The organism is Alloyangia mangrovi, from assembly GCF_002300555.2.
Taxonomy (GTDB): domain Bacteria; phylum Pseudomonadota; class Alphaproteobacteria; order Rhodobacterales; family Rhodobacteraceae; genus Salipiger; species Salipiger mangrovi.
Genome location: NZ_NTHN02000038.1, coordinates 1 through 18,329 on the forward strand (window position 1 = coordinate 1; position 18,329 = coordinate 18,329).

The following is an 18,329-nucleotide window of genomic DNA, read 5'->3' on the forward strand; positions in this document are numbered from 1 at the left end:
GCGAGTCAGAAGGCACCCACACAGACTCGCGGCGGCACAACGCATGCACAGGAGATGCCCCGACCATGCGCACCGGCTGGCCAGCCGGGTGCCGCAGCGACAAATTCTTGCGCAATTTGCCTTGCCTTGCGGGCCCGCAGGCGCATCTTGACCATTGCCTGCCCGGAAGCCTGCCAAAGCTCCGCCGATCCACCCACTTGCCAGATACACCGCCGACCAGACACACTGCCGAGATGACATCCCAGGACAGCCTTCCCAAACCTCTCGGCGACTACATCCGGACGTCTCGCATCGCCCTTGCCGTGTCGCGCATCGAGGAGGACGCGCCGCTGATCCTGGTCAACGAGCCGTTCTGCCGGCTGACCGGATATGCCGCGACAGAGGTCCTTGGCCGCAACTGCCGGCTCCTGCAGGGCGAGGAGACCACCGATGAGATGCGCCGCCCCCTGCATGACTTCGTGCGCGGCGCCGGACCCGACAGCGGCCGCTTCCCGATCCTCAACTACCGCAAGGACGGCAGCAGCTTCTCCAACTTCGTCTTCATGACCCGGCTTTTCGACCGGAGCGGGACGGCGCGCTTCATCCTCGCTTCGCAGTTCGACATGACCTCGGCGATGCGCCGCAGCAGGCTGCCGCAGAACGACAAGGAACTGACCCGGGCCCTCGATGACGTCGAGCAGATCAGCCGGGAATTCGGGCTCGCGGTCGTCGGCTCGGCGCAGCTGATCGCGGACTCCGTCGCGCTGCTGGCGCGGCTCTCGCTCGATGACCACAAAGATTGATATGCACGCCAGCGGGCCCGGAGCCCGGATCGCCAAGGAAAGAGCAGGCATGAAGGATAAGGACGCGCAACAGGCCCCGGCCCAGACGGGCGACAGCGAGCGCCTGTGCATCGTCGGCATCGGCGCTTCGGCGGGCGGGCTGGAAGCAATCCGCGAGATGCTGACCGCGGCGCGCGCCACGAGCAACCTGGCCTATGTGGTGATCCAGCATCTCGATCCGAACCACGAGAGCCTGCTGGCCGAGCTGCTCGCGCGGCACACCGAGCTGCGGGTGCGCCAGGCCTCGGGCGGCGAGAAGATCACCGCCGGCAACGTCTATATCATTCCCCCCCGGCCACGGGCTCTCGGTCACAAGGGGGGGTGCTGCACCTCACCGAGTTCGCGCAGCCGCGGGGGTTGCGGCGGCCGATCGACGATTTCTTCGAGAGCCTCGCGCTCGACCAGGGCCGCTTTGCCGCCTGCGTGATCCTGTCGGGCACCGGCGCCGACGGCAGCGCCGGGTTGCGGGCGATCAAGGAACATGGCGGGCTGTGCCTCGTGCAGCAGCCCGAGACGGCGAAATATGACGGCATGCCGACCTCGGCGCAGGCGACCGGGCTGGTGGATTTCGTCCGCCGCCCCGGCGAGATCGTCGAGGCGATCGAGCAGTTCTACGCCCACACACTGGTCGACACCGCCGACCGCCAGCTCGCCAACACGGTCGAGGCGCATCTCGAGGACATCTGCGGCGTGGTGCGCAATTTCGTCGGGCATGATTTCTCGGGCTACAAGAAGTCGACGCTGATCCGCCGGGTGCAAAGGCGCATCCAGGTGCTCGACCTCGACGACGCCAGCGCCTACCTCAAGCGGGTGCGCTCGGATCCCAAGGAATGCGAGATCCTCTTCCGCGAGCTGCTGATCAACGTCACGCGCTTCTTCCGCGACCCCGAGCATTTCGAGCGGCTGCGGGAACTGGCCGTCGCGCCGCTGGTCCGGGGCGCCGGCAATGACGACGAGATCCGCGTCTGGATTCCCGGCTGCTCGAGCGGCGAGGAAGCCTATTCTCTGGCGATGATGTTCGCCGAGGAGGCGCGGACGCAGAAGCGCTCGGTGAAGATCCAGATCTTCGCCACCGACATCGACGAGCAGATGCTGCGCATCGCGCGCGACGCGACCTACCCGCAATCGGCGCTGGCCGACATCCCCGAGCAGATGCGCGACCTCTATACCATCGCGCTAGACGGGCGGTTCCGGGTCTCGGCCAAGATCCGCGACATGATCCGCTTCTCGGTGCATTCCATCGTCCGAGACCCGCCGTTCTCCAACATCGACCTGCTGTCCTGCCGCAACCTGCTCATCTACTTCGGCGACCAGCTGCAATCGACCGCCCTGCCGATTTTCCACTACGCGCTAAAGCCCGGCGCGACGCTCTTTCTCGGCCCCTCCGAGACGGTGGGCCGGCACGATCACGTTTTCAATCCGCTCGACCAGAGCGCGCGCGTCTTCCAGCGCAACAACGGCCGCCCCGAGTACCCGCTGCACCTGCGCAACGCGCAGCGCAGCCAGCCCTCGGGCCGCCGCCACGCCGCGGATGACGCCGAGCCCCCTGCCCGCCTCGACTGGCAGGAAAGCGACGTCGCCGAGCGCATCCTCTCGGCCTACGCTCCGCCGACGCTGCGGGTGACCGCGCGCGGCGAGATTCTGCGCTCCACCGGCCGGCTCGGCAAATACCTCGAGGTGACGCCCGGCCCCGACAGCGACAATTTCGCGCCCTCTCTCGCCCGCTCCGGCGTGCGCGAGGCGCTTTCCGCGATCCTTCGGCAGGTGGCGCGTAGCAAAAAGCGCACCATCTCGCGCGATCTTTCGGCGCGCTCCGAGTTCGGGACGCAGGCGTTCGACCTGATCGCCGATCCGCTCGAGGACGGCAGCATCCTTCTGGTGTTCCGCGAGCGCGACCGCTTCGAGGCGCTTGAGGATGACGCCTTCGAGGAACTCGACCCCGCGGACAGCCACGTGCAGAGTCTCGAACACGAACTGCGCGACACGCGCGCGCGGCTGCACACCACGGTGGAGGAGCTGGAGACGGCGAACGAGGAGCTGAAAAGCTCCAACGAAGAAATGATGTCGATGAATGAAGAGCTGCAGTCGACCAACGAGGAACTCTCGACGGTCAACGACGAGCTCAAGAGCAAGGTCGACGAGCTGTCGGTGGCCAATGCCGACCTGTCGAACTTCTTCGCCTCCACCGCGCTGCCGCTGGTGGTGGTCGACTCCAAGATGGCGATCCGCAACTTCACCGACGCGATCCAGTCGATCTACCCGTTCCGCGGCGCCGACCGGGGCCGGCCACTGGCCGAGGTGACCTCGTCGCTGCGTCGCAATGAAGAGGTGCTGCAGGCCATCGGCGAGGTGATGCGCAACGGCGAGCTGCGCCACATGCGCGTCAGCGACAGGGCCGAGGCGCGCACCTGGTCGCTGGTCATCACCCCCTACCGCAGCCGCGACGGCGACCTCAATGGCGCCACGCTGGTCTTCACCGAGGTGACCGATGCCCTGCGCCTCGAAGCGGCGCTCAAGCATGAAGGCGAGCGCCTGCGGCTGGCGCTGGATGTCTCGGGGCTGGCGGTCTGGGAGTGCGATCCGCGCAACGGCACGGTGACGCTGGACGACTCCGGCTGCGCCCTGCTCGGCGTCGATGACCACACGCTTCCACTCGAGCGGCTGCTGCAGTCGATCGCCGAGGACAGCCGTGATGAGGTGCGCAAGGCCATCAACGAGGCCATGCAGGGCGGCGCCCCCATCGACGTGGTGGCCCGGCTCGGCGGTCTTGGCGCCCATGCGCGCTCGATCCAGATCGTCGGCCGCCGCATCGCCACACCGCGGGCCGAGCGGGTGCTCGGCGTGCTCTTCGACGTGACCGAGGAGCAGGACGCCAAAGACGTGCGCGAGATGATGCTGCGCGAGATGAACCACCGCGTGAAGAACATGTTCTCGATCATCTCGAGCATGGTGCGCATGGCTGGCCGCAAGGCCGAGAGCGTGCCCGACTTGGTGGAGGGCGTGCAGAGCCGGATCAACGCCCTCGCCCGCTCGCATGACCTCACGCAGAAGACCCCGCGCGGGCACAAGTTCGGGCTCGAGGATGCGATCCGCGCTTCGCTCGAGCCCTACCGCGGCGACAAGGAGCTGACCCCCGGTGGCCCCGAGGTCCCTGTGGCCACGCATGAGCTCACCTCCCTCTCGCTGCTGTTGCACGAATGGTCGACCAATGCCGCGAAATACGGCGTGCTGGGGCATAAGCCGGGGCGGCTCGAAGTCTCTTGGCGGCGCGACGGAAAATTCGTCGAACTCCTGTGGAACGAAATTCACGAGACGCGGGTTGAGCCTGATGACGGGGCAGCGGGCTTCGGCTCGACGCTGGTCCAGCTTTCGGCGGTTCAGCTGAGCGGCACGGTCTCTGTCGACTTCGGCGACTACGAAAGAAGGATGGTGCTGCGTTATGTCCCTGACGAGCAGTAAGACGACCCCGGCCCGGGGGCGCGTGATGATTTGCGAAGACGAGGTGATCGTCGCCATGGACCTGCAGATGCTGGTCGAGGACTTTGGCTACGAGGTCATCGGCCCCTTCCCCGGGCTGCGCGAGGCCTTTGCCGCGCTTGGTGATCAGCGCCCGGACATCGCGCTTCTTGACGTGCGCCTGAAGGATGGCGAGGTCTTTCCGCTTGCCGACCGGCTGCGCGACATGGGCGTCGGGCTCGTCTTCCAGTCCGGCCACGTCTACGACGACGAGATCCACGCCAAGTACCCGCAGGCCGGCTGCTGCCTGAAGCCGATCAACCCGGCCGGGCTGCGCACCGCCCTGCAGAGCGCCGAGACAGTCGGCACCGCCTGACCCCAGGCTGAGCGCTCAGCCCGGCAGCACCGCCGCCATGCCGCCGATGGCGATGAGCCAGGCGGAGGCCACTGCCCCCGCGATGCGCCCGAGCCGCGCCTGCAGCAGGTCGATCACCCCCCCAGCCCACAAGCACGAAGGCGGCCATCCCCAGGATGCCGCCGAGCGCGGCGAGCAGCCCATCCCGGCTCGCCGCCGGCGCATCTCCCGAGAGCGCCGCAACTGTGGTGCCCGCCATGGCGAGCACCGCAAGCGGCGCCCCCGGCAGCGAAACACCCCAGAGCGCCAGCGCCCCGAGCCCGACGGCCAGCAGGGCGCCGAGCCGTAACGAGGGTGCGAGCTCCGGCCAGACCCCGTGCAGCACGATGCCCGCCGCTGCCGCCAGAACCAGCGCCGGGTAGGCAACCCGCACCGACTCCAGCGCTTGCCGGGCCAGCAGCAGCGCCACCGCGGCAAGCAGCAGCATCTGCAGCGGCGCCATCACCGGATGCAGCAGCCCCGCGTAGAACGGCCCGAGGTCTCCGAAAGCATCATGCGCCAGCGCGGCCTGCGGCATCGCGACCAGCGCAGCCGCCGGAAGGGCTGCCCGGGTCACAGCGCGCCGATCAGGAAGCCCGCGCCAAGCGCCGCGATCACCCCGCCGGCGCCGCGCACCGCCAGCGCGCCCGCGCGCGAGCGGGTCAGCATGCCGAAGGCGATGCCGCAGATGTGCAACAGGCCAGTGCCGATCACGAAGCCGCCCGCATAGGCCAGCGGGCTCACCGCACCCGGCATCTCGGTGCCATGGGCATGGCCGTGGAAGATCGCGAAGACCGCCACGATCACCGCCGCCACCGGCAGCGGCGGTCGCGCGGCGAAAAGCACCGCGAGCCCGATCACCAGTCCCGATGCGGCGATCCCCGTCTCGATCCCCGGCAGCGGCACGCCCGCTGCCCCGAGCATCCCGCCAAGCGCCATGACCAGCGGGAAGGTCACCGGCAGCAGCCAGACCGCGGGCGCGCCAAGGAACGCGCCCCAGAGCCCCACCGCCACCATGGCGATCACGTGGTCCCAGCCGAGGATCGGGTGCAGGAAGCCGGTGACGAAGCCCCCTGCGGCAACATCGCCCGAATGGGCCAGCGCTGGCGAGGCAGTGCCGAGCGCGACAAGGGTGAGCGCGAGCACGGTCGCAAAGAGACGTCTGGAATTCATGGCAAAATCCTTTCTGGCATCGAATTGGCCGGCCTGCGCGGAGATTGCCATGCCCCATGGTCAATGGCGAGGAGCGATCTGCCGGCCCGCGTCCAAAAGCCCCGCCGCCTCAGGCCCCGCGCCGCGACAGGATGTCCGCCAGCACGATGTAAGAGGCGGCGACATGGCTGCGCATCAGCCCGCGCGCGGCCTCGGCATCCTGCGCCATGATCGCCTGCGCGATGGCGTCATGCTCGGCGCGCGAGGTCGACAGGCGCGAGGCATCCACGTGGAAGTTCGCCGCCCGCCATGCCTGCGTCCGCAGGTTCAGTTCCTCCAGCACCGAGGCCAGCGCGGCATTTCGCGCGCCGGTCTTCAGCGCCGCGTGGAAGCGCGCGTTGATCAGCCCGTAGCGCTCGGCGTCCTCGCCACAGGTCTTGCCCTCCTCGAGGATGGCCAGCATGTGACGCCGCTCGATCTCGGTCATCCGGTGCGCCGCCAGCGCGGCCAGCACGCTTTCCACCTCGCCAACCGCCTCGAAGAGCTCCGCGAGGTCGCTGGCCTTCATCCGGCGCACCACGAAGGCGCGCCGCGCGCCGCGCTCGGCAAGGCTCGCCTGCTCGAGCCGGTGCAGCGCCTCGCGGACCGGGGTGCGCGAGACCCCGAACTGCTCGGCCAGTGCCTGCTCGACCAGCGGCTCTCCCGGCTTCATCCGCCCTGCCACGATCTGGTCCACGAGGCTGTCGAATATGCTTTCTGCCGTCCGAATGATCATGTGCGCCCCGCCGTCGTCGAAATGAACACTTTTATCTTGTTTATGTATACATGTCCCCACAACCTGAAACCACGAGACAACAGGTCGGTACAGGAGGAAACAGGAAAAACGCCGTCCAATTGGGCTGTTGCCCCCTCAGAGCCGGGACAACCGGACAGGCAGGGCCCGATGCGTTCGTTTCGACATGGGAGGAGACCATGCCAACAGGAGAGACAAGACATGACGCAAGTCGACCACAAGAAAGTTCTGGCCGAGCGCCTCTCGGCCCGGCTCGGCCGCCGCGCCGTGCTCAAGGGTCTCGGCGCCGGCATCGTCGCCGCAACCAGCGCCGGGTCCTTCCCCGGAATTGCCCGCGCCCAGCAGAGCGGCCACCTGAAGATCGCCTCGGTCAAGGTGATCGACACGCTTGATCCGCATTTCACCGGCTTCCTGTCGGCGATCCAGATCATCAACAACATCCACAACGGGTTGCTGAAGATCGCCTATGACGGCGAGAAGGTGACCTTCGAGCCCGATCTGGCCGAGACCTGGGATCTCGAGGACGACAAGACCCACGTCTTCAAGCTGCGCGAGGGCGTGAAATTCCACGACGGCACCCCCTGCGATGCCGAGGCGGTGAAGTTCTCGCTGCTGCGGGTGAAGGAAGGCGAGCCCAAGTCGCCGCACGCCTGGAAGCTGGAGCTGCTCGAGGAGATCGAGGTGGTCGACCCGCTGACCGTCAAGCTGCACTTCTCCGAGCCCTATGCCTTCCTGCCCGTCGCGCTGACCGGATCCACAGGCCGCGCCGGCACCATCGTGAGCCCCGCCGCCGCGCAGAAATACGGCACCGACTACGGTCGCAACCCGGTCGGCACCGGCCCGTTCAAATTCGTCTCCTGGCGCGAGAATGATGCCATCGAGCTCGAGGCCAACACCGAGTACTTCGAGCCCGACATGCCCAAGCTCGAGCGCGTCACCTTCGTGCTGATGAACGAGGCCTCCACCGCGCTCGCCGCGCTGATGTCGGGGCAGATCCACGGCATGACCGACTGCCCGATGCAGCTGGTGGATCAGGTCGACGCCTTCCCCAAGGCGACGCTCTACGGCGAGATCGAGGGCAACTACACCTTCGTCGGCATGAACTGCAAGAAGGGCCCCTTCACCGACATCAACCTGCGCCGCGCCGTCGCCTGGGCGCTGGACCGCGAGAAGCTGGTGAAACAGGCCTACTTCGGCCGTGCCCAGCAGGCCTACACCCCGATCTCCCCGCCCATGAGCGGCTTCTTCGACCCCGAGATCGCGACCTCCGGCCGTGGCCAGTGGTTCGACCTCGAGAAGGCCAAGGAATTCCGTGCCAAGGCGGAAAACCAGGACGAGATCGAAGTGACCTACATGATGGCCGAGCGCGGCCCGGTCGGCACCCGCATCGCGCAGACCGTGGCGCCGATGCTGGCCGAGATCGGCATCAAGGTGAAGCTCGAACTGATCGAGCCCGCCGCCTGGCTCAAGCGCCGCAACGAGGGCGACTTCGACCTCTACGACTTCGAGTGGGTGGCCGACCTCGACCCCGACGAGACCATCTACCCCGAGTTCAAGTCTGACGGTGCCTGGAACTTCTGCGGCTGGGTCAACACCCAGTTCGACGACCTGTGCAAGCAGGCGCAGGTGATCCTGGAAACCGAGGAGCGGGCCAAGCTCTACTACGCGGCAGAGGATCTGCTGATGGACGAGGCGCCGATCGCGATCATGGCACACATGCCGATCTACAAGGTCTTCTCGGACAAGGTGCAGGGCTTCAACTACATCCCCGCCGACCTCGTGAACCTGCATACGGTGAGCCTCACCTGATGCTGCTGGTCCAGACCCTCGGAAAGCTCGGGCAGACGCTCGTCGTGCTGTTCATCGTCTCGGTTGCCACCTTCGGACTTCTGAAGCTGGCGCCGGGCGACCCGGTGCAGATCATGCTCGGCTCGGAATACTCGCAGGAGTCCTACGAGTCGCTCACCGCCGAAATGGGTCTGGACCGGCCCTTCCTGGCGCAATACGCCGATTGGGCGCTGAACTTCGTGCAAGGCGACTGGGGCACCTCCTTTGTCGCCCGCACCGACATCTTCACCTATGCCTTCAAGGAGGCGCTGCCGGTGACGCTGACGCTGGCGAGCTTCTCGCTGGTCTTCGCGGTGCTGATCGGCGTGCCCCTGGGGGTGCTCTCGGCGGTCAAGAAGGACACCGCCTTCGACGCGGGCTCGGCGGTCTTTGCCCTGACCGGCACCGCGTTTCCGTCGTTCCTGCTCGGCATCCTGCTGATCTGGTTCTTCGGGGTGCGGCTCGGCTGGTTCCCGGTAATGGGCTATGTCTCGCCCTGGGAGGACTTCTGGACCGGGGTCTATCACATGATCCTGCCGGGGCTGACGCTGTCCACCTATTTCATCGCGATGATCACGCGCCTGACCCGCGCCACGCTGATCGAGGTGCTCGACCAGCCCTACATCGCCGCCGCACGCGCGCGGGGCGAGCCCGGCTGGCGGGTGATCTGGGTACACGGCGTGCGCAACATCGCCATGCCGCTGGTCACCATCCTCGGTCTGCAGCTCGGCACGCTGCTGCAGGGCACGGTGCTGACCGAGACGGTGTTCAACCTGCCCGGCATCGGCCAGATGCTGACCTCGGCGGTGCTCGGGCGCGAGTACATGGTGGTGCAGGCGGGGGTGATGATGACCGCCTTCCTCTTCATCGGGGTCAACCTGCTGGTCGACCTCTCCTACCCGATCCTCGACCCCAGACTGAGAGACCGCAAATGAGCGCAGAGGCCACCAATGCCCCGGCCCCCGCGACGCTGCCGCCCGCCGGGCCCGCACCGCAGGCGCAGAGCCGCAAGCGCCGCTCGATCTTCGTGCGCCGCCCCTTCTTCACCGTCGCGCTGGTGATCGCCGCCGCCTACCTGCTGGCCGCCGCCTTCGCGCCCCATGTCGCCCCCTACGACCCGGTCCTTCAGTCGATGGACGCGATGATGCAGCCGCCCTCGGGCGCGCATCCGCTGGGCACCGACAGCTACGGGCAGGACATCCTGTCGCGGGTCATCTTCGGCGCCCGCTACGCGCTGGTGATCGGCATCTTCTCGGTGCTGATCGGCGCCGCCGGAGGTCTGGTGATCGGCCTTGCCGCCGGGCTCTCGGGCGGCTGGGTGGAATGGGCGCTGATGCGGCTCATCGATTCCATCCTCGCCCTGCCCTCGCTGATCCTCGCGGTCGCCTTCATCGCCATCCTCGGACAGGGCGTCGACAAGGTGGTGATCGCCGTGGGCCTGTCGATGGTCGGCCCCTTCTCGCGCACCGTCCGCGCCGACGTCATGCAGGTCAAGGTGCAGGGCTTCGTCGAGGCGGCGCACCTGATGTCGATCCCCTCGCTGCAGGTGATCCGCCGCCACATCCTGCCCAACGTGATCTTCCCGCTGGCCGTGCAGGTGACCATCCGCATCTCCGAAGCCATCCTCGTGTCGTCCTCGCTGTCGTTCCTCGGCATCGGCGTGACGCCCCCGACCCCCGACTGGGGGCTGATGATCGCCGAGGGGCGCGATTTCGTCAGCTTCGCGCCGTGGATGTCGGCCATGCCCGGCTTCGCGCTGGCGCTGCTGCTGATCGCGCTGTCGATCGTCGGCGACGGCATCCGCGAGGAATATGACCCCAAGAGCCGGAGGGGCGCATGATGCTGCAGCAGATCAACGCCGAGGCGCTGCTGAGCGTCTCGGACCTGACCGTGCACCGCGGTCCGGCGAAGATCCTCGACCGGGTGAGCCTGTCGCTCGCCAAGGGTGAGACGCTGGCCCTCGTCGGCGAGAGCGGCGCGGGCAAATCGACCATCGCAACCGCGCTCATGCAGCTCCTCGACGGGGCCGAGATCGAAGGCACCGCCGATCTTCAAGGCGCGGGAGACCTGCTGTCGCTGCGCAAGCGCGAGATGGTCAAGCTGCGCGGCCAGCGCCTGTCGATGATCTTCCAGGACGCCGGCGCGGCGCTCAACCCGGCCTACACCGTGGGCCGCCAGCTGATCACCACGCTGCGCCGCAACCTCGGCCTCTCGCGCAGCGCGGCCCGCAGCCGCGCCATCGAGCTTTTCACCCAGGTCGGCATCAACGACGCCGAGGCGCGGCTCTCGGCCTTCCCGCACCAGCTCTCGGGCGGGATGCAGCAACGGGTCATGGTGGCCATCGCGCTCGCCTGCAACCCCGATCTGCTGCTCGCCGACGAGCCGACCTCGGCGCTGGACGTGACCATCCAGGCGCAGATCATCCGGCTGATCCTGCAGCTCACCCGCGAGCGCGGCGCGAGCTGCATCTTCGTGCTGCATGATCTGGCGCTGGCCAGCCAGTCCTGCGACCGGATCGTCGTGCTCTACGCCGGGCAGGTGGTCGAATCCGGCCCCTCCGAGGAGGTGCTGAAGCGCCACCGGCACCCCTACACCCGCCAGCTCGAAAGCTGCGTGCTTGAGATCGGGCGCAAGGACCTGCAGGCGCCCGAGGGCACCGTGCCCTCGCACGATCAGATGCCCGCCGGATGCCGCTTTGCCACCCGCTGCCCCCGCGCGCTGGACCGCTGCGCGCGCGAAGCGCCGCCGCTCACCCCCGCCGATCCCGCCCGCAGCGACGCGCGCGACCACCTCTTTGCCTGCTGGAACCCGGAATGATGCTCGACACCGCCACGACCCGCACGGCCCCGTCCCGCACCGCCCCCATCTTCGAGCTGATCGAGGTCGAGAAGGTCTTCCAGGTCCGCCCGCCGGGCCGCCGCTTCACCCGTGAAAAGGTCGGGCTGCGCGCCCTCGACGGCGTGCGCCTCAGCGTCGAGAAGGGCGCCTCGCTGGCCCTCGTGGGCGAGAGCGGCTCGGGCAAGTCCACGCTGCTGCGCATGGTGGCGGGGCTCGACGCCCCGAGCGGTGGCCGCGCGCTCTATCACGGCCGCCCGATCCGCGAGGTGCGCGCCGAGGGGCCGGGCTTCGCCCGCGACGTCGCCATGGTCTACCAGGACGCCCGCGGCTCGCTCGACCCGCGCATGACCGTCGGTGCGCTGATCGCCGAGCCGCTGCGCCACTTCGGCATCGTGCCGAAGGCCCAGGAAGAAACCCGCGTCGGCGAACTTCTAGAGCGCGTCGGCCTGCCCGCCGATGCGGCGAAACGCTATCCCTCGGGCCTGTCGGGCGGACAGGTGCGCCGCGTCGCCATTGCCCGGGCGCTCGCCTCCGAGCCCTCGGTGCTGGTCGCCGACGAGGCGGTCTCGGGGCTCGACGTTTCGACGCAGGCGCAGCTCCTTACCCTCCTGCGCAAGCTGCAGCAGGAGATGGGCATTACGCTGGTCTTCATCACCCACGACCTTGGCGTCGCCAGCTACCTCTGCGAACAGATCGCCATCATGTACCTTGGCCGCATCGTCGAGACCGGCCCGACCGACGCCGTGCTGAACGCCCCGGCGCACCCCTATGCCGCCGCGCTGCGGGGGGCTGCGCCGCGCTTCTTCGAGCCGATCCCCGAGCCGCTGCCTGGCGAGATCCCGAGCCCGCTCGACCTGCCGAAGGGCTGCCGCTTCTCCACCCGTTGCCCCATGGCGCAGGACGATTGCCGCACCCGCGACCCGCAGCTCGGAACGCTGGGCGCGGGCCGCGCCGTCGCCTGCCTGCACCCGCTCGCGCCATCAGACACTTGACGAGACTCTGCCGAGACCGCCATCACTCACGGACAACCAAAACTCGGCACTTTTTTATTCCCGACAGGAAGACCACGCATGTTCGACTTCTTCTCCGCCCGACGCCCCAGCACCCTGGCCTCGCAGGCGATGATCGCCACCTCGCACCCGCTCTCGACGGCGGCCGGCCTCGAGATCCTCTCGGCCGGCGGCAGCGCCGTCGACGCGGCCCTCGCCGCCGTCGCGGTGCAATGCGTGGTCGATCCGCTGATGACCGGCATCGGCGGTGACTGCTTCGCGCTCTACGCGCCGAAGGGCGGTGCGGTGAAGGCGCTGAACGGCTCGGGCCGTGCCCCTGCCGCAGCCACCGTGGCTGCCTTGAAAGAGGCCGGGCTCGGCGATGAAATCCCCCAGACCAGCCCGCATTCGGTAACCATCCCCGGCGCGATCTCGGCGTGGTGCCTGCTGCACGCCGACCATGGCACATTGCCGCTCGAGCGGCTCTTCGCCCGCGCCATCGGCTATGCCGAGAACGGCTACGCGGTGACTCCGCGCGTGGCGCAGGACTGGTCCGAGGCCGCCGAGCTGGTCGGCAAGGACGCACATGCCGCCAAGGTCTTCCTGCCGAACGGCCGCGCTCCCGTTGCCGGTGAGCGCCACGCCCAGCCCCTGCTGGCGGCGCGCCTGCGCGAGATCGCCTCCGAAGGCGCCAAGGGCTTCTACCAGGGCGAGACCGCCGCGAAGATGGCCGCGCACCTGCAATCGCTCGGCGGGCTGCACACGACCCAGGACTTCCACGAGGGCACCGACGCAGCCTTCTGGACCGATCCCATTTCCACCACCTACGCCGGGCACGAGGTGGTCGAATGTCCGCCCAATGGACAGGGCCTCGCCGCGCTGCTGATCCTGCGCATCCTGTCGAAGTTCGACATGGGCGCCAAGATGTCCGAGGCCGACCGCATCCACCTGCACGCCGAGGCCACCAAGCTTGCCTACCACCACCGCGACGCGCTGATCGGCGATCCGGCCGCCTGCCCGGACGTGGTCGAGACGCTGCTCTCGGACGCGGTGGTGGACACCCTCGCCGCGCGCATCGACATGACCCGAGCCATGGAGCCCGCGCTCTGGGACGAGCCCGAGCATAAGGACACGATCTATCTCTGCGTCGTCGATGCCGAGGGCAACGCGCTGTCGTTCATCAACTCGATCTTCCACGGCTTCGGCTCGACCCGGCTCGATCCCGAGACCGGCGTACTCTTCCACTCGCGCGGCGCCTCCTTCCGGTTGATCGAGGGCCATCCCAACGCAATCGCGCCGAACAAGCGCCCGATGCACACGATCATCCCCGGCATGGTGCGCAAGGATGGCGAGGTGGTCATGCCCTTCGGCGTCATGGGCGGGCAATACCAGGCGGCGGGCCATGCGGCCTTCCTGTCGGGCGTTCTGGATCTCGGCCTCGACCTGCAGGCGGCGATGGATGCGCCGCGCAGCTTCGCCTATGGCGACGAGCTGCAGATCGAGCCCGGCGTTTCGACCGAAGCCCGCGCCGAGCTGGAAAAGCGCGGCCACAAGCTCAAGGTCATGACCAGCCCGATCGGCGGCAGCCAGGCGATCCGCATCGACGCCGGGAACGGCCTGCTCTCGGGCGGCAGCGACAGCCGCAAGGACGGCATGGCGCTCGGCTTCTGAGCCGGGCCACAGACGGAAAATCCCAGCACCGCGCCCCTCCGGCGCGGTGTTTCTCTGTCCGGCCCCGGCCCGCGCGCATGGCAGCCCTGCGCCGAGGGCCGTTGTTCCCGCGCCCTGAGATCCTAGATGCAAGCCACACGGCGCCCTGCGGCGCGGCGCGGCCTCGCGGGATTTTTCTGCGACGGAAAGGCCGCCCCCATCCGTGTAACCCCTTCGGAACGTCACAGTTGAAGGCTTCGGGAACGCGCAATGAGCATACGCAAGACAGCTCTGATCATCGGGATGCTGACCCTCATCGGGGCGGGCGCCGGCTGGGCCTATCTCGACCGCGGCACCGAGCCCGCCGAGGCCGCGCCGCAGACCGTCGCCGTGACCCGCGCCACCGTTTCGAGCACCGTGCTCGCCACAGGGCTGATCGAGGCCGCCGACCTCGTCTCGGTCGGCGCCCGCACTTCGGGGCTGATCGAGGAGCTGCCGGTCGCGGTCGGCGACGAGGTGAAGCAGGGCGATCTCATCGCCCGCATCGACTCGCTCGAGCAGCAGAACGCCGTGGCGCAGGCCAAGGCCGACCTGACCCAGATCGAGGCCGAGATCGAGGCGAAGAAGGCCGAGATCCGACAGTCCGAACTGGCGGTGGACCGGCAGAGCGGGCTCAACGCCAAGAAACTCTCGGCCACCTCCGAGCTTGAGGCCGCGCAGGCGACGCTGGCGATGAACCAGGCCAACCTGCAATCGCTCGAGGCGCAGCTGGCGCGCGCGCGGATCGAGGTCGCCAGCGCCGAGCTCGACCTCGAACGCACCAGGATCACCGCCCCCATCGACGGCACCGTCGTCGCCGTGGTCAACGGCGAGGGCACGACCGTGAACGCCTCGCAGGAAGCGCCGACCATCGTCAAGCTCGCGCAGCTTGGCCGGATGGAGGTGAAGGCCGAGATCTCCGAGGCCGACGTGATCAACGTCAAGCCCGGGCAAGAGGTGGAATTCACCCTGCTCGGCGCCCCCGATCTGACCTATACCGCGACCCTTGCCTCGGTCGAACCGGCGCCCTCCTCGATCAAGGACAGCGACGAGATCGATACCGACAGCGCGATCTACTACAACGCCCGGTTCACCGTGGACAACGCCGACCGCCTGCTGCGCATCGGCATGTCCGCCGATGTGACCATCTTCCTCGGCCGCGCCGAGGACGTGCCGACGTTGCCGCTCTCGCTGCTGCCAGCCAAGGGCCGCGGCGGACGCTACGCGCTGGACGTGCTCGGCACCGGCGGCCAGCCCGAGCGGCGCGAGATCGAGATCGGCATGAAGGACGCCACGCGTTTCGAGATCCTCTCGGGCCTCGAGGAGGGCGACCGCGTCATCAGCGCGGCCCGCGCCCCCGCCGCCATGGGCAATCCCGCGCGCGGTCCCGGCGGCCGCGGTGGCCCGCCGATGATGGGCCTGTGAGGCGCAGGCCATGGCTCTCATAGAGATCAAGGGCGTCGAGCGCAGCTTCACCGCGGGCGAGCAGACCGTGCGCGTGCTGCGCGGCATCGATCTTGCCATCGAGGCGGGCGAGATGGTGGCGATCATCGGCCAGTCCGGCTCGGGCAAGTCGACGCTGATGAACATCCTCGGCTGCCTCGACCGCCCCAGCGAGGGCAGCTACCGCTTCGACGGGCGCGACGTGCAGGCGCTCAGCGACCTCGAGCTGGCCGAGCTGCGGCGCGACCACTTCGGCTTCATCTTCCAGCGCTACCAGTTGATGGCCGAGCTCGATGCCGTCGGCAACGTCGAGATCCCCGCCATTTACCGTGGCGCCGCCCGCAAGGCGCGGCGTGATCGCGCCAGGGCCCTGCTCACCCGGCTCGGCCTCGGCGAGCGGCTCGGCAACAGGCCCGGCGCGCTTTCGGGCGGGCAGCAGCAGCGGGTCTCGGTCGCCCGGGCGCTGATCAACGGCGGCGAGGTGATCCTCGCCGACGAGCCCACGGGCGCGCTCGACAGCGCCTCGGGGGCCGAGCTGATGGCGCTGCTGCGCGAGCTGCACGCCGAGGGGCACACGGTGATCCTCGTCACCCACGACCCGCAGATCGCCGAGGCCGCCGACCGGGTGATCGAGATCTCCGACGGCGAGATCACCGCCGACACCCGCAAGCGCCCATACGCCGCCCCGCCCCGGATCAGGACCGAAGCTCCGGCCGCATCGGGCCTCGGCGCGCTGGCCGACCGGCTGCGCGAAGCGACCCGCATGGCGCTGAAATCCATGTCGGCGCACAAGCTGCGCTCGTTCCTGACCATGCTCGGGATCATCATCGGCATCACCTCGGTCGTCTCGGTGGTGGCGCTCGGCAACGGCAGCCAGCAGAAGGTGCTGGAGAACATCGCCTCGATCGGCACCTCGACCATCGACATCCGCCCCGGCACCGGCTTCGGCGACCGCCGGGCCAACCGCGTCGACACGCTGGTCGGCGGTGATGCCGAAGCGCTCGACGGGCTCGCCTTTGCCGCCTCGGTCTCGCCCGAGGTCTCGACCAGCGCCACGGTGATCCACGGCGGCACCAGCGCCTCGGCCTCGGTCAAGGGCGTCTCGGCGGGCTACTTCCAGCTCGGCGCCTACACGGTGACCGAGGGCGCGGCCTTCACCCAAGGCGATCTCGAGGCCCGCGCGCAGGTGGCCGTGCTCGACAGCGACGCCGCCAGCACCTTCTTCGGCGGCGAAAGCCCCGTCGGCCAGCGGGTGATGATCGGCCGGGTGCCGCTGCAGGTGATCGGCGTGGTGAAATCCTCGGGCGCCAGCTTCGGCCCGCAATCGATCAAGGTCTTCACCCCCTACACCACCGCCATGGCACGGATCACAGGCGGCGAGACGGTGGATTCCATCTCGGTGCAGGTGGCCGACGGCTACGACATGACCGAGGCCGAAACCGAGATCACCGAGGTTCTGACCCGGCGCCACGGCAAGGTCGACTTCTTCCTGACCAACACCGACACCATCCGCGAGACCATCCAGAGCACCTCGAAGACGCTCACATGGCTGATCTCGGCGATCGCGCTGATCTCGCTCTTCGTGGGCGGCATCGGGGTGATGAACATCATGCTGGTCTCGGTCACCGAGCGCACCCGCGAGATCGGCATCCGCAAGGCCGTCGGCGCACGGCAGTCCGACATCACCGCGCAGTTCCTGATCGAGGCGGTGCTGGTCTGCCTGATCGGCGGCGCGCTCGGGGTGGCGCTGGCCTATGGGCTGGGCGCGGTGCTGGGCGTGCTCGCCCCCTCGATGCGGCTGGTCTACTCGGGCGCGACGGTGGCGGCGGCCTTCGGCTCGGCGACGCTGATCGGGGTGATCTTCGGCTACCTGCCCGCCCGCTCGGCGGCCAAGCTCGACCCGGTGGTGGCGCTGGCGCGGGAGTGAGCGCGCAGCCCCCGCCCCACGCCCTTCCGGAGCACATCGCCCTACCGGTATGCCCCCGCCTCGTGCAGCCGCTGCTCGAAGCGGGTGATGTTCCCCAGCGCCCGGTCCGATTGCACCACCATGCTTGCCACCAGCGCCTCGGCCAGGGCAAAGGCGCCGATCATGCTCGGCAGGGGCTGCGGCCCATGCATCTCGGGCAGCATCACCACGTCGGCCCCGCGCGCCAGCGGCCCCCGGGGGTCGTCGGTGATGGCAATCGTCCGCGCCCCCTGCCGCAGCCCCAGCTCATGCGCCGCGATGGTCTCGACCGAATAGTGCCGGAAGCTGATCGAGAGCACCACGTCCTCGGGCCCCGCCAGCGCGATGCGGTCGCGGATGTCTCCCGGCGTGCCCGCCCGGGGCGCGAAATTGTCAAAGGCCATGCGGGCGGTATAGCCGAGGTAATCGGCGATGGCGTAGCAGCTGCGCACCCCCACCACGTAGACCTGCCGCGCCTCCAGCATCAGCCGCGCCGCGGTGTCGATCGCCGCCCGGCTCTCGGCGGTGAAGGCGGACTCGAGGTTCCGGTGCCCCGCCTCGCGGATCGCATCCAGCACCGAGGCGCTGTCGCGCCCCGAGAGCTCCCCCGCCCGCTTGCCGTAGAGCTCGCCGCCCTGGCGCAGCGCGTCCTGAAAGGCATTTCGGCAGGCCTCGTAGCCGGTGAAGCCCAAGGCCTGCGACAGGCGCACCACCGTGTTGGCATTGGCCCCCGAGCGTTCGGCAAGGCTGCGTACGGAATTCAGCGCGATCTCCTCGGGTTGGTCCGAGGCCCAGCGGGCCAATGCCGCGACACGCGGCGTTCCGCTGCGCCCGAGCTGGCGCAGCGCGCGGGCGAGATCGTCTAGCGAAGAAGGTATCGGCAGCTCGGCCTCCCGGGTCTTTACTCGCAGGGTTTTCGACTTAGTTCGTGGTGTTGGCAAGCATGATACATTTGTATTGTTTGGCTTGACCCTTCGCAATG

General features: G+C 68.6%; 16 protein-coding genes. 12 read left to right on the plus strand and 4 right to left on the minus strand.

Going from position 1 to position 18,329, the window contains the following annotated elements; all coding sequences use genetic code 11:
- The first annotated feature begins 233 nt into the window (after positions 1–233).
- Genes CLG85_RS18310 through CLG85_RS18325 form a run of 4 tightly spaced genes read left to right on the plus strand, consistent with a single transcriptional unit; the run spans position 234 to position 4,653 of the window.
- A complete protein-coding gene (locus CLG85_RS18310) occupies positions 234–782 on the plus strand; it encodes a PAS domain-containing protein (protein ID WP_260349819.1) in 549 nt (182 codons plus the stop codon).
- Between the two features lie 49 nt (positions 783–831).
- On the plus strand, positions 832–1,248 hold the full coding sequence (locus CLG85_RS18315; protein ID WP_260349820.1) for a chemotaxis protein CheB: 417 nt from the start codon (positions 832–834) through the stop codon (positions 1,246–1,248).
- Positions 1,143–4,280, plus strand: coding sequence for a CheR family methyltransferase (locus tag CLG85_RS18320; RefSeq protein ID WP_260349821.1), 3,138 nt, complete (start codon positions 1,143–1,145; stop codon positions 4,278–4,280). Before CLG85_RS18315 ends, CLG85_RS18320 begins: the two co-directional genes overlap by 106 nt.
- Positions 4,281–4,305: 25 nt before the next feature.
- Positions 4,306–4,653 carry a response regulator gene (locus CLG85_RS18325; RefSeq protein WP_224917715.1) on the plus strand — a complete coding sequence of 116 codons (348 nt, stop codon included), beginning with the start codon at positions 4,306–4,308 and terminating at the stop codon, positions 4,651–4,653.
- On the opposite strand, the gene CLG85_RS27455 is transcribed toward CLG85_RS18325, so the two are convergent.
- From CLG85_RS27455 to CLG85_RS18340, 3 genes are all read right to left on the minus strand, one after another.
- Complete coding sequence (locus CLG85_RS27455; protein ID WP_311735007.1) at positions 4,595–5,248, minus strand: hypothetical protein; 654 nt, start codon at positions 5,246–5,248, stop codon at positions 4,595–4,597. The genes CLG85_RS18325 and CLG85_RS27455 overlap by 59 nt on opposite strands.
- Complete coding sequence (locus CLG85_RS18335) at positions 5,245–5,844, minus strand: HupE/UreJ family protein (RefSeq protein ID WP_260349822.1); 600 nt, start codon at positions 5,842–5,844, stop codon at positions 5,245–5,247. The genes CLG85_RS27455 and CLG85_RS18335 overlap by 4 nt, the downstream gene beginning before the upstream one ends.
- A gap of 109 nt (positions 5,845–5,953) precedes the next feature.
- Positions 5,954–6,598, minus strand: coding sequence for a GntR family transcriptional regulator (locus tag CLG85_RS18340; protein ID WP_095882653.1), 645 nt, complete (start codon positions 6,596–6,598; stop codon positions 5,954–5,956).
- 219 nt (positions 6,599–6,817) lie between these two features.
- On the opposite strand from CLG85_RS18340, the gene CLG85_RS18345 reads away from it, so the two are divergent.
- From CLG85_RS18345 to CLG85_RS18380, 8 genes are all read left to right on the plus strand, one after another.
- Complete coding sequence (locus CLG85_RS18345) at positions 6,818–8,425, plus strand: ABC transporter substrate-binding protein (RefSeq protein WP_095882652.1); 1,608 nt, start codon at positions 6,818–6,820, stop codon at positions 8,423–8,425.
- Positions 8,425–9,378 carry an ABC transporter permease gene (locus tag CLG85_RS18350; protein WP_260349823.1) on the plus strand — a complete coding sequence of 318 codons (954 nt, stop codon included), beginning with the start codon at positions 8,425–8,427 and terminating at the stop codon, positions 9,376–9,378. The genes CLG85_RS18345 and CLG85_RS18350 overlap by 1 nt, the downstream gene beginning before the upstream one ends.
- Positions 9,375–10,283 carry an ABC transporter permease gene (locus CLG85_RS18355; protein ID WP_260349824.1) on the plus strand — a complete coding sequence of 303 codons (909 nt, stop codon included), beginning with the start codon at positions 9,375–9,377 and terminating at the stop codon, positions 10,281–10,283. The genes CLG85_RS18350 and CLG85_RS18355 overlap by 4 nt, the downstream gene beginning before the upstream one ends.
- Positions 10,280–11,260, plus strand: a complete 981-nt coding sequence (locus tag CLG85_RS18360) for an ABC transporter ATP-binding protein (RefSeq protein ID WP_260349825.1) — start codon at positions 10,280–10,282, stop codon at positions 11,258–11,260. Before CLG85_RS18355 ends, CLG85_RS18360 begins: the two co-directional genes overlap by 4 nt.
- Positions 11,257–12,273: an ABC transporter ATP-binding protein gene (locus CLG85_RS18365; protein WP_260349826.1), complete on the plus strand. Its 1,017-nt coding sequence runs from the start codon at positions 11,257–11,259 to the stop codon at positions 12,271–12,273. Before CLG85_RS18360 ends, CLG85_RS18365 begins: the two co-directional genes overlap by 4 nt.
- 78 nt (positions 12,274–12,351) lie before the next feature.
- On the plus strand, positions 12,352–13,941 hold the full coding sequence (locus tag CLG85_RS18370) for a gamma-glutamyltransferase family protein (RefSeq protein WP_260349827.1): 1,590 nt from the start codon (positions 12,352–12,354) through the stop codon (positions 13,939–13,941).
- A gap of 249 nt (positions 13,942–14,190) precedes the next feature.
- Positions 14,191–15,384: an efflux RND transporter periplasmic adaptor subunit gene (locus CLG85_RS18375; protein ID WP_260349828.1), complete on the plus strand. Its 1,194-nt coding sequence runs from the start codon at positions 14,191–14,193 to the stop codon at positions 15,382–15,384.
- Between the two features lie 10 nt (positions 15,385–15,394).
- Positions 15,395–17,329 (plus strand): MacB family efflux pump subunit, encoded by a 1,935-nt coding sequence (locus tag CLG85_RS18380; RefSeq protein ID WP_260349829.1) that lies wholly within the window; start codon positions 15,395–15,397, stop codon positions 17,327–17,329.
- Between the two features lie 41 nt (positions 17,330–17,370).
- Here CLG85_RS18380 and CLG85_RS18385 read toward each other — a convergent pair whose 3' ends face one another.
- Positions 17,371–18,288, minus strand: coding sequence for a MurR/RpiR family transcriptional regulator (locus CLG85_RS18385; RefSeq protein ID WP_260349830.1), 918 nt, complete (start codon positions 18,286–18,288; stop codon positions 17,371–17,373).
- Between the last annotated feature and the right edge of the window lie 41 nt (positions 18,289–18,329).